The organism is Amycolatopsis sp. cmx-4-54, assembly GCF_046548895.1.
In the GTDB taxonomy this organism is placed as follows: domain Bacteria; phylum Actinomycetota; class Actinomycetes; order Mycobacteriales; family Pseudonocardiaceae; genus Amycolatopsis.
Genome location: NZ_JAEBEJ010000023.1, coordinates 42,483 through 53,836, shown reverse-complemented (window position 1 = coordinate 53,836; position 11,354 = coordinate 42,483). Strand labels below are relative to the sequence as shown.

At 70.9% G+C, this 11,354-nt stretch carries 12 protein-coding genes; 10 read left to right on the top strand and 2 right to left on the bottom strand.

The annotated features are described in order from the left end of the window. Positions 1-173: 173 nt before the first annotated feature. Entirely contained in the window at positions 174-1,100 is a 927-nt protein-coding gene (locus ACLJQ7_RS41955) for a helix-turn-helix domain-containing protein (protein WP_410653752.1), read from the bottom strand. Positions 1,101-1,199: 99 nt separating this feature from the next. On the opposite strand from ACLJQ7_RS41955, the gene ACLJQ7_RS41950 reads away from it, so the two are divergent. Then, positions 1,200-2,201, top strand: coding sequence for a saccharopine dehydrogenase family protein (locus tag ACLJQ7_RS41950; protein WP_410653751.1), 1,002 nt, complete (start codon positions 1,200-1,202; stop codon positions 2,199-2,201). Positions 2,202-2,344: 143 nt separating this feature from the next. Here the strand turns inward: ACLJQ7_RS41950 and ACLJQ7_RS41945 are convergent, their stop codons facing one another. Then, complete coding sequence (locus ACLJQ7_RS41945) at positions 2,345-2,854, bottom strand: D-alanyl-D-alanine carboxypeptidase (RefSeq protein WP_410653753.1); 510 nt, start codon at positions 2,852-2,854, stop codon at positions 2,345-2,347. A 154-nt stretch (positions 2,855-3,008) separates the two neighbouring features. Between ACLJQ7_RS41945 and ACLJQ7_RS41940 the strand changes: the two genes are divergently transcribed. From ACLJQ7_RS41940 to ACLJQ7_RS41900, 9 genes are all read left to right on the top strand, one after another. Continuing rightward, a complete protein-coding gene (locus tag ACLJQ7_RS41940) occupies positions 3,009-3,743 on the top strand; it encodes a response regulator (RefSeq protein WP_410653750.1) in 735 nt (244 codons plus the stop codon). Next, complete coding sequence (locus tag ACLJQ7_RS41935; RefSeq protein WP_410653749.1) at positions 3,740-5,146, top strand: ATP-binding protein; 1,407 nt, start codon at positions 3,740-3,742, stop codon at positions 5,144-5,146. The genes ACLJQ7_RS41940 and ACLJQ7_RS41935 overlap by 4 nt, the downstream gene beginning before the upstream one ends. Further along, complete coding sequence (locus ACLJQ7_RS41930) at positions 5,143-5,604, top strand: GerMN domain-containing protein (RefSeq protein WP_410653748.1); 462 nt, start codon at positions 5,143-5,145, stop codon at positions 5,602-5,604. Before ACLJQ7_RS41935 ends, ACLJQ7_RS41930 begins: the two co-directional genes overlap by 4 nt. A 277-nt stretch (positions 5,605-5,881) precedes the next feature. After that, positions 5,882-6,631, top strand: a complete 750-nt coding sequence (gene dhbA / locus ACLJQ7_RS41925) for a 2,3-dihydro-2,3-dihydroxybenzoate dehydrogenase (protein WP_410653747.1) — start codon at positions 5,882-5,884, stop codon at positions 6,629-6,631. A gap of 147 nt (positions 6,632-6,778) precedes the next feature. After that, the gene (locus tag ACLJQ7_RS41920) at positions 6,779-7,972 is read left to right on the top strand and encodes an isochorismate synthase (RefSeq protein WP_410653746.1); all 1,194 of its coding nucleotides are present in this window, start codon (positions 6,779-6,781) and stop codon (positions 7,970-7,972) included. Beyond that, complete coding sequence (locus tag ACLJQ7_RS41915) at positions 7,969-9,600, top strand: (2,3-dihydroxybenzoyl)adenylate synthase (protein ID WP_410653745.1); 1,632 nt, start codon at positions 7,969-7,971, stop codon at positions 9,598-9,600. The genes ACLJQ7_RS41920 and ACLJQ7_RS41915 overlap by 4 nt, the downstream gene beginning before the upstream one ends. Beyond that, positions 9,597-10,268, top strand: a complete 672-nt coding sequence (locus ACLJQ7_RS41910) for an isochorismatase family protein (RefSeq protein WP_410653744.1) — start codon at positions 9,597-9,599, stop codon at positions 10,266-10,268. Before ACLJQ7_RS41915 ends, ACLJQ7_RS41910 begins: the two co-directional genes overlap by 4 nt. Continuing rightward, positions 10,265-10,498, top strand: a complete 234-nt coding sequence (locus ACLJQ7_RS41905; protein ID WP_192744624.1) for a phosphopantetheine-binding protein — start codon at positions 10,265-10,267, stop codon at positions 10,496-10,498. Before ACLJQ7_RS41910 ends, ACLJQ7_RS41905 begins: the two co-directional genes overlap by 4 nt. Beyond that, positions 10,495-11,349 (top strand): siderophore-interacting protein, encoded by an 855-nt coding sequence (locus ACLJQ7_RS41900; RefSeq protein WP_410653743.1) that lies wholly within the window; start codon positions 10,495-10,497, stop codon positions 11,347-11,349. Before ACLJQ7_RS41905 ends, ACLJQ7_RS41900 begins: the two co-directional genes overlap by 4 nt. The last annotated feature ends 5 nt before the right edge of the window (positions 11,350-11,354 follow it).

The window sequence follows — 11,354 nt, the reverse complement described above, 5'->3', positions numbered from 1 at the left end:
CGCATCCAGCAGATGCCCTCTCGCTCAATGGATTTTGTTCCGTCGCAAGAACAATCATCCCAAGCCAGAGGGCATCTGCCCCACCACGACACAACCCACCACCACAATTCACCGGTGGATCCAGGTTCAACGTTGCGAAAGTGGCTTTCGCAACACGCGGCCGACCGCTTTGTCTACCTCTCGATCGCCGCGCGGAAAGTGCGGCGGTAGCTGTCCGGCGGCACTCCGACCGTGCGGTTGAAGTGCCGCCGCAGCGTGGCGGCGGTGCCCATCCCGGTGGCCTCGGCGATCAGGTCGACGCTGTCGTCGGTCCGCTCCAGGAGTTCCTGCGCGCGGCGGATGCGCTGGGTCAGCAGCCAGCGCAACGGGGTCGTTCCGGTCGCCGACCGGAAGTGCCGCGCCAGGTTGCGTGAACTCATGTTCGCGTGCCGGGCGAGGTCCTCGACGGTCAGCGGCCGGTCGAGCCGTTCGGTGATCCAGGGGAGCAGACCGCCGAGCGGGTGGTCGTCCTGGTCGGGCACCGGCGCGGTGACGAACTGGGCCTGCCCGCCCGCGCGGTGCGGCGGGACGACGAGGCGGCGGGCGATGGTGTTCGCGACCGCCGAACCGTGGTCGGACCGGACCAGATGCAGGCACAGGTCCATCGCGGCGGCCTTGCCCGCCGAGGTGAGGACGCTGCCGTTGTCGACGTAGAGGACGTCCGGATCGACCTCGACCGAGGGAAACCGGGCGGCGAGGACGTCGGTGTGCGCCCAATGTGTCGTCGCGCGGTGGCCGTCGAGCAGGCCGGCGGCCGCCAGCACGAACGCACCCGTGCAGAGGGAAGCGACCCGCGCGCCCGCTTCGTGGGCGGCACGCACGGCGTCGACCAGGTCCGCGGGCGGATCGACGTCGATGTCCGCCCAGCCGGGGACGATGACGGTGCCGGCGCGCTTCAGCTCGTCGAGCCCGTGCTCCGGTTCGAGCAGGAATCGGCCGACCTTCACCGGCTTCGAGCCGTAGACGCCGAATTCGTACAGTCCCGTGTCGAGGACCTCGTGGGCGATCGACAGCTCGAACTGCAGCATGCCGTCCGTGGCGGCGAGGGCGACCGTACTCATGTCCGAAAGTGTACGCATGATGGCGTTCCGGACACTGTCGATCGGCGGGATCCGCCGACAGGATGGTCCACAGTGGATCAACCGAGGGCAGGAGAAACCATGGGTACGTACGACGTCGCGGTGTTCGGGGCCTCCGGGCACACCGGGCGGTTCGTGGTGGCGGAATTGCGCGAACGCGGATTCGGCGTGCTGGCCGTGGGACGCGACGAAGCGAAACTGCGCGGCCTGCCTTGGTCCGATCTCGACGTCCGGCAGGCGTCGGTCGACGACCCGGCTTCGCTCGACCGCGCCTTCGCCGGCGCGGACGCGGTGATCAACGCCGCCGGGCCGTTCGCCGACACCGCCGCTCCGGTGATCGAGGCGGCGCTGCGGGCGGGCGTCCCGTATCTGGACGTGGCCGCGGAACTCGAAGCGAACATCGACACCTTCGCGCAGTTCGGCGACCGCGCCTCGGACGCGACGGTGATCCCGGCGATGGCGTTCTTCGGCGGCCTCGGCGACCTGATGGTCACCGCGGCGATGGGCGACTGGACGTCCGCAGACGAAGCGCATGTCGCCTACGGGCTGAGCAGCTGGCATCCGACGGAAGGGACTCGCGCGGCGGGCAGGGTCTCGCAGGAGCGGCGCGACGGAAAGCGGATCCGCTTCTCCGGCGGCCGGATCGAACACCGTGACGACGCGCTGCCGGAGCTGGACTGGGATTTCCCGGCACCGCTCGGGACCCGCGCCGTGTTCGGCGAGTTCTCGATGGCCGACGTGGTCACCGTTCCCAGTCACCTCGACATTCCCGAAGTGACCACGTACATGACCGTGAACGCGGCCCGCGAGGTCGTGACACCCGAGACGCCCGCGCCTCCCGCCGACGGCCCGTCCTCACAGGAGTTCGTGGTCGACGTCGTCGTGCGATCCGGCGGCGAGGAACGGCGGATCGTCGCGCGGGGGCAGGACATCTACGCGATCACGGCGCCGCTGGTGGTGGAGGCCGTCCAGCGCGTGCTCGACGGCCGCGCGAAGGCGACCGGGGTCGTCTCGGCGGGCGAGGCCTTCGACGCGGCCGACTTCCTGGCGGCACTGGCACCGCGGATCACCGTCATCGGGTGACCCAGCGACACGCGGCTCCGCACCGGCGCCGCAGCCGGAAGGGGTTGCGAAAGCCACTTTCGCAACCTTCAACGTTGCGAAAGTGGCTTTCGCAACCAGCCGTCGGCGCACGTGGGACAGCACGCCAGGGGAGCCGTCCCGGTCTAATCGCCGGTACGCGAGTGGGTCCTTCCCCAGCCCGGATGCGGCAATCGCGCGGGCGGAGCCTCCCCAGGCCGATACTCGAAATGCCACCACTCGTTGTCGTAGATCCGGAAGAGCGCGAAGCGGGCGCCGTGGTCCTCCAGCCACTGCGCGCCTTCGCGCGGCCGGACGTCCAGCGCGGTACCGCTGACGTGCGCGGAATCCTGCGGCGGCAGGACACGCTTCCGCCCGGCCTCCGCGAGGTACAGCCGATGCTGCTCGGCGGCGTCCCGATGCCCCGAGGTGACGCCCAGGAGCGTGCGGTGCCGCCAGAACGCCTCGGTCCTGGCGGCGGTGAACGCGGCGAGTGTTCCGGCGGTGAGCCCGGCGAGGTTTTCGGCGGGAAACCGCAGTGAGAGCGCCCAACCGCAGGCGAGCCGCCGTGCCTGGCCGGGGGACCGCAGCCACGCCGGGATCAGCAGCAGTACCGCGAGGACGCGGGTGATCGCCGCGAGCACGAGTTCTTTCATGGCGTCGACATTCGCCGACGCCTGTGCGAACCCGATCGCGGTGACGTGCGCGGACGCCGACGAAAAGGTCATCGTTGCGCACGGAGCACGCCGTGACAGAACTAAGACATTCCGTGGACGTTCCGCGGAAACCGGACGGGCACCATGGCGTGTCATGGACGAGCGGATTCCGTCCGGCGCTGCGATAGTCGTCGGCATGCCCAGGGTGCTGCTCATCGAGGACGACCAAGCCGTGCGTGACGGGCTCAGCATGGCGCTGGGCGGCCGTGGCCACGCGGTCGACGCGGTGGCCACCGGCGAAGAAGGCCTCGCCCGGCTCGCGTCCCGGCCGCCGGACATCGTCGTACTGGACCTGATGCTGCCCGGACTGGACGGTTTCGAGGTCTGCCGCCGGATCCGGGCGGCGGGGGATCTGCCGATCATCATGCTCACCGCGCGCAACGAGGACATCGACGTGGTGGCCGGGCTCGCCGCCGGCGCGGACGACTACGTGGTCAAACCCGCCAGGGCCCAGGTGCTGGAGGCAAGGATTCGCGCGGTGCTGCGCCGCAGCGGGCAACCCGCGGCGGCGGTGCCCGCGCCGACCGGGATCGAGCGGCACGGCGACCTCGGCGTCGATCGTGCCGCGCTGACCGTGACCAAAGGGGACAAGCCCGTCGCCCTCGCCCCGACCGAACTGCGGCTCCTGCTCGAACTCACGCAAGTACCGGGCCGGGTGCTCAGCCGTCAGTACCTGTTGGAAAGCGTTTGGGAGCACGGATATTTCGGCGATTCCCGGGTCGTCGACGCCTGTGTGCAGCGGCTGCGCGCGAAGATCGAGAACGACTCGTCCGCGCCGGTGTACGTCCAGACGGTCCGCGGATTCGGCTACCGCTTCGGGCCACTGTGAAGCTCGGTGGCCTGCGCACCCGGCTGCTCCTGGCGTTCAGCCTGCTGGTCGTGATCACCGCGGCGACGGTCGCCGGCGGCGCCTACGTCCAGTCCCGCACCGTGATCCTCCAGCAGGCGCAGGACGCCACCGCCCGCGTCCTGGTCGACAAGGCCACCGCGCTGTTCCCGCTCGGCCCGCTGCCGCCGGGAGACGGGACGCTGAGCCGGATCAGCGGTGAGCTGTCCGACCGTGAGCTGAGCTCCCTGGTCCTGTACGGCGGCAAGTCGAGCGGGAACGAGCAGATGCGGGCGGTGATCTCGCCCGAGCTCCGCGAGCGGGTCCGGTCGGGAAACGTCGCCTGGCAACGAGTCGACGCCCGGGGCGCACCGATGCTGGTGGTGGGCACCAGGTTCACCGTCGTGCTTCCCGGTGGGCAGGAACGGGATTCAGGCATCGAGGCCTACGTCGCGCGCAGCATGGCGCCGGAGGCGAAGAGCATCGACGAGCTCGCCACCCGGGCCTGGCTGATCGGCGGGGTGGCGCTGGTCTTCGCGATCGGGCTGGCGTTGCTGGCCGCCCGCGGTGTCCTGCGGCCGGTGCGGGAACTGGGTGACGCGGCGCGGCGGCTGGGGAAGGGCGACCTGCGGGCACGGATCAGCGTCCGCGGCTCGGACGAGCTGGCCGGGGTGGCGCGCACGTTCAACGAGACCGCCGAATCGCTGGAGCGGCACGTCGGCGAGCTGGAACGGATGGAAGCCGACGCGCGGCGGTTCGTCGCCGACGTCTCCCACGAACTGCGCACCCCGCTCGCGGCGATGACCGCGGTCGCGGACGTGCTGGAGCAGGAGGCGTCGAAGCTGCCAGGGGACGCCGGTCGCGCGGCGAAGATGAGCATCGAGGAGACGCACAACCTGACGCGGCTGGTCAACGACCTCATCGAGGTCTCCCGTTTCGACGCCGGGGCCGCCGCGCTGGCACCTGAAGAAGTCGACGTCGCCGAGGTGATCACCGCGAGCCTGCGCATCCGGGGCTGGGCGAGCGAGGTGGAGGGCGACCTGCCCTCCGGGATCTTCGCCGAGTGGGATCCGAGGCGGGTGGACGTCATCGTGGCGAACCTGGTCGGGAACGCGTTGCGGCACGGGGAAAAGCCGGTCTCGCTCCGGCTTTCCGAAGCGGGGGAGCGGATCACACTGGAGGTCTCGGATCGCGGCCCCGGCCTGGCGCCCGAGGTGCTTCCGCGGGTGTTCGACCGGTTCTACAAGGCGGATTCGGCCAGGGCGAGGTCCGGAGGCAGCGGGCTCGGGCTGGCGATCGCCTGGGAGAACGCCCGGCTGCACGGCGGCACCTTGAACGCGGCCAACGGCGCCGACGGCGGCGCGGTGTTCACGCTGTGCCTGCCCCGGCAGGGAGTGACGACGTGAAGAAGAACTGGCTTTCGGCGCTCCTGATCGTTTCGGTGGTCGCGGGCTGCGGTGTCCGGCCCAGTGCGGTGATCGCCGGGGCGCCCGCGCCGACGGGGCCCGCCAACGGCGCGGTGCTCTACTTCCTGTCCGGCGGGCAGCCGGTCCGCGTGTTACGCCCGCTGGCGCAGGAACTGCCTCCGGCGAGTCCCGTCGATCTGCTCGCCGCCGGACCGGACGAGAGCGAGCGGGAACGGGACTACACCACCGAAGTCCCGCCCGGCACCGCGGTTCTGGACCAGACGCCCGCGCCGAACGGGGTCACGGTGACCCTGTCGGTCGGCGTCGCCGGATTGTCGGCGAGGGCGGTCGACCAGATCGTGTGCACCGCCAGGGACTCTCTCGGCGGGAGCGCGCAGATCACCTTGCGGGGCGAAGGATCCGTGCGTGGTCCGCTGTCGTGTCCCTTGCCCGGGTAGAGGGTCACCACCTCGGCGACCCCATGCCGGGACGTGCTGTCCTCGCCACCGGCGGAAGGGTTGCGAAAGCCACTTTCGCAACCTTCAACGTTGCGAAAGTGGCTTTCGCAACGTGCTCACCGCACCGGACAGCACACGCGGGAAGGTGGCACCACGGCCTTTTTACCCTGCCCCGTCCAGGCGGAAGTGTCCCGAATCACCGGTGTCGGTCCCTCGCTTTGTCCGGATCCGCCCGCTAGCTTAGGCAAGGCTAAGCAAATGAGACGGGGGTTGTGGCGTGGAGGGGATCGAGGGCAAGGTCGCGCTCGTCACCGGAGGCGCGCGCGGGATCGGGGCGGCCGTCGTGGACGCGCTCGCCGGGGCGGGTGCGATCGTGGCGTCGGTGGACCTGACGGAAGGTGCTCCCCGGGACGGGGTGACGGCGTTCGTCGCGGACGTCGGGGATCCCGCCGCCGTCGCGCGAGTCGTCGACGAGGTCGAACGCGAACTCGGGCCGATCGGGATCGGCGCGTCCGTCGCGGGTGTACTGAAGCCGGGGTCCGTCTGCGACACGAGCGACGAAGACTGGGCGGCGACCTTCGCGGTCAACTCCACCGGTGTGTTCACCGTGCTCCGCGAGGTCTCCCGCCGGATGGTGCCCCGCCGGAGTGGTGTGCTGGTGACCGTCGGGTCGAACGCTGCGGGAGTCCCACGCAGCGGAATGGCCGCCTACGCCGCGTCGAAGGCGGCCGCGACGATGCTGACCCGCTGCCTCGGGCTCGAACTCGCCGGCTCCGGTATCCGCTGCAACATCGTCTCGCCCGGTTCGACCGACACCGACATGCAACGTCTACTGTGGACGGACGAGAACGGCGCGGACCGTGTCATCGCGGGAAATCCGGAGCAATACCGTGTCGGCATACCACTGGGCCGGATAGCCGAACCGGCCGATATCGCCGACGCCGTCCTGTTTTTGGCCTCCGATCGCGCGCGGCACATCACGATGCAGAACCTGTACGTCGACGGCGGGGCCACGCTCCGTGCGTGATCTCGATGACGCAACGAAGACTTTTCGGGTCCGTACGATTAGGTTAGGCTAACCGAAAAGCGCGTCCGGGGGATTGCGTTCCGCGCCATAGAGGGCACCACAGAGGTGCCGACCCGGTCAGTAGTATTCGCGAAAGGGAATCCAGTCGTGTCCTCACCTGCACCGGCCCGACCAAGGCCGGTCCACCAGGCGGCCGATCTGCTGGCGGCGTACCTGCCCGGATCGTTCTACTATTCGTCCGCTCGAGGATCGCTTCTCGCCGACGGGGTGTACTCCCCGGTCCGCGCGGTGCCGGGCAAACGTGCCCGTGCCGCCGCCGAAGTCCTCGACGCCGCCCTCGTGGCGGGCGTGACCGAGCCCGTGGTGGTCGGGGCCATCGGATTCCGGCCCGACGCGCCGAGCAGCCTGGTCGTGCCCGCCGTCGTGCGCCGGGCCGGACCACCGAAGGCGAGTGGTCCGGTCGCCCCGCTCGGTGGCAACTGGTCGGTGTCGCCGCGGCCCGCGCCGGAGGTCTACACCACTGCGGTCGCCAAGGCACTGGACGAGATCCGCGACGGTGACCTGCGCAAGATCGTGCTGGCCCGCTGCCTCGACGTCACCGGTGGCGACCCCATCGCCGTGCCGCGGCTGCTGGCCCGTCTCGTCCACGCCGACCCGGGGGCCCACGCGTTCGCGGTGGACGTCAGCGCGCCGGGGGATCCCGCGCCGCGCACCCTGATCGGCGCGAGCCCGGAGCTGCTGGTTTCCCGTCGCGGCCGGGTCGTCACGGCCAACCCGCTGGCGGGATCACGGCCGCGGGTGGCCGACGACGCCGAAAACGCCCGCCGGATCGACGACCTGCTGGCGTCCGAAAAGGACCGTGCCGAGCACGCCCATGTCGCCGCCCAGGTGGCCGAAGTGCTGGGCCGGTTCTGCGTCGACCTCGACGTCCCCGGCGAACCCGAGGTGATCGGCACGCCCACGATGTGGCACCTCTCGACCAGGATCAGCGGACGGCTCGCCGACCCGGACGACGCCGGTTCGTCCGCACTCGGGCTGGCGGAAGCGCTGCACCCGACACCCGCCGTCTGCGGCGTGCCGACCGCGCTCGCCCGCGACACGATCGCCGCGCTCGAGCCCGAGGATCGGGGCTATTACGCGGGTCTCGTCGGCTGGACCGACCAGGACGGTGACGGCGAATGGGTCGTCACCATCCGCTGCGCCGAGGTCCGCGACCGCACCGTGCGGCTGTTCGCCGGCGCGGGTGTGGTGGCGGGTTCCGACCCTGCGGCCGAACTCGCCGAGACCGGCGCGAAGTTCGGCACCATGCTGCGGGCGCTCGGCCTGGAGGGGGCGGCATGAACCTCGATCACGTGCCGTGGCCGCCCGAAACCGCCGCGCGGTACCGGGCTTCGGGATACTGGCGCGGCCAGACCTTCGGCAAGCTGCTGACCAGCCTCGCCGAGGCCTACGCCGAGCGCCCCGCCGTGATCGGCGAGAACGCCCGCTGGACCTTCGCCGAACTCGACGAGCGGGCGCACCGGCTCGCCGCGGGGTTCGCCGGGGCCGGGATCGAGGCGGGTGACCGGGTCGTCGTGCAGCTGCCGAACGTGCCGGAGTTCGCGTCCGTCGTCTTCGGACTGTGGCGGGCGGGTGCGCTGCCGGTGTTCGCGCTGCCCGCGCACCGGGCGAGCGAACTGCGGCATTTCGCCGAGCAGAGCGAGGCCGCGGCGATCCTGACCGTCGGCGAGCACGAACGGTTCGACCACGCGGCCATGGCCCGGGCGGTCGCGGCCGAAATGCCTTCGGTGCGGAACGTCTTCGTCGTCGGCACGGAGGAATTCGCGGTCCTCGAAGCGGCGACTCCGCGCGCCCTGCCGGATCCGGATCCCGCCGGGGTCGCGTTCCTCCAGCTGTCCGGCGGGAGTACCGGCCTGCCCAAGCTGATCCCGCGCACGCACGACGACTACCTCTACAGCGTCCGTGAAAGCGCCCGGATCTGCGGTCTGCGCCCGGAAAGCGTGTACCTGGCCGCGTTGCCGGTGGCGCACAACTTCCCGCTCAGCTCGCCCGGTCTGCTCGGGGCACTGCACGCGGGCGCGGCCACCGTGTTCGCGCCGCGTCCCGACGCCGACACCGCGTTCCGGCTGATCGAGGCCGAGGGCGTGACGATCACCGGGCTCGTGCCGCCACTGGCCGCCGCGTGGGCGCAGGCGGCCTCGCGGACCACCCGCGATCTGTCCTCTTTGGACGTTCTGCTGGTCGGCGGTGCCAAATGCGCGCGTGAACTGGCCGAGAAGATCGGGCCCGCGCTGGGCTGCCGTCTGCAGCAGGTGTTCGGCATGGCCGAGGGACTCGTCTGCTACACCCGGCTCGACGATCCGGACGAGTACGTCCTGGCCACGCAGGGACGGCCGATCTCACCGGACGACGAGATCCGCGTCGTGAACCCGGACGACCCACTGTCCACTTCGGACGATGTCGTCGCGCCGGGCGAGGTCGGCGCGCTGCTGACCCGCGGCCCGTACACGATCCGCGGCTATTACCGCGCCGCCGAGCACAACAAGACCGCGTTCACCGAGGACGGCTTCTACCGCACCGGGGATCTCGTGCGGCAGCACTCGTCGGGACACCTCGAAGTCGTCGGCCGGGCCAAGGAACAGATCAACCGCGGCGGCGAGAAGGTGGCCGCCGAAGAGGTCGAGAACCATCTGATGGCCCACCCCGGCGTGCTCGACGCCGCCGTCGTCGCGGTGCCGGACCCGTACCTGGGCGAGCGGACCTGTGCGTACGTCGTCGCAGTGCCCGATCCGGATGTTGCCGAGCCCGCCGCCGCGGATCTGCGCCGGTTCGTCCGCGAGCGCGGGGTCGCGGCGTTCAAGGTGCCCGATCTGGTCCAGGTCGTGCCGGAGTTCCCGGTGACCGGCGTCGGCAAGACCAGCAAACGCGAGCTGCGGGCGGCACTGGCCGCCCTGGCGAAGGAGAAGTGAACGTGTCGCTCCCCAAGATTCAGCCGTACGCTCTGCCGACGGAGGCCGAGCTGCCCGCCGGCCGGGTCGGCTGGAAGCCCGACTCCGCCCGTGCCGCGCTGCTGGTGCACGACGCGCAGCGCTACTTCCTCGCGCCGTATGAGGGATCTCCGGTCCCGGAGATGGTCGCGAACATCGCCGCGCTGGCCGACGCCGCCCGCGCCGCGGGTGTCCCGGTGTTCTACACGGCGCAGCCCGGTCATCAGGCCGCCGAGGATCGCGGCCTGCTCACCGAGTTCTGGGGCGACGGCATCGGCGCGGTCATCGACGAAGACCCCGCCGCCGCCGACGTGGTGTCCGAGCTCGCCCCGAAGCCGGGGGACAAGGTGCTGACGAAGTGGCGCTACAGCGCGTTCCAGCGCAGCACCTTCACCGAGCAGCTCGCCGAAGCGGGCCGGGACCAGCTGCTGATCACCGGCGTCTACGCGCATATCGGCTGCCAGGCCACCGCAGTCGAGGCGTTCATGCGCGACATCCAGCCGTTCCTCGTCGGCGACGCGGTCGCGGATTTCTCCCGCGAGCGCCACGACCAAGCCTGCGAATACGTCGCCCAGCGTTGTGGCGCGCTGACCACCACGGCCGCCGCGCTCGCCGCGCTGGCCCCGATCCACGCCGGAGCGCGCTCATGAGCCTCACTGTCGAAAAGATCCACGCCGACGTCGCCGAACTGCTCGGCTGCGACCCGGCCGAGCTGAAGCCGGAGACCGACCTCACCGACCTCGGTCTCGACTCGATGCGGATCATGGGCCTCGTCGAGCAGTGGCGCACCGAGGGCGCCGACACCCTGGAATTCGCCGACCTCGCCGAGCAACCGACCCTCGGCCACTGGACCCAGGTGCTCACCGGGAGCACCGCGTGAGCCGCGCCGATCATCGCCACCGGCACCTCGAACGTATCGCCGAGGTGCGCGGGGGAGCGCACGCGGAGAAGGTCCCGTACCCGATCCGCGTCCGGCAGGCCGAGGTCGTGCGCACCACGATGATCGGTTCCGGGCTACTCCGTATCACCCTCGGCGGGCCGGGAACCGCGGGTTTCGAGACGCATTCGCCCGACGAGCACGTGAAAGTCCTGTTCCCCGAGCTGGATCCCGAGCCGAAGCTGCCGGTCCAGGACGGTGACATGCTGCGCTGGCCGAAGCCGTCACCGACGTCGCGCGAGTACACGGTCCGCCGGTACGACGCGGCCTCCGGGGAACTCGACCTCGACGTCGCGCTGCACGAGGGCGGGCTCGGTTCCGGCTGGGCCGAGAAGGTCGCCCCCGGCACTCCGGTGCACGTCGCCGGTCCGCCCGGTGGGCTGATCGTGCCGCACACCTACGACCGCTACCTGCTCGCCGGCGATCTGACCGCGCTGCCCGCGATCGCGCGCTGGCTCGAAGAGCTGCCGCGCACCGCCGCGGGCTGGGCGTTCATCGAGGTCACCGACGCGAGCGAGGAGATCGAGCTGTCCGCGCCGGAAGACGTCGAGGTGCACTGGCTGCACCGAGGCGACGTCGCGCCGGGTGCCTCGGACATGCTCGCCCGGGCGGTCATGACGATCGAGGTCCCCGCCGGTGAACGGCTCTACGCCTGGGTCGCCGGTGAAGCCGGGCAGATCAAGCCGCTGCGCCGCTGGCTCAAGAACGACCTCGGGCTCGGCAAGGACGACCACGACGTGACCGGCTACTGGAAACGCGGCGTCGCGGACTTCGACGACGAGCACGACCACTGATCCCC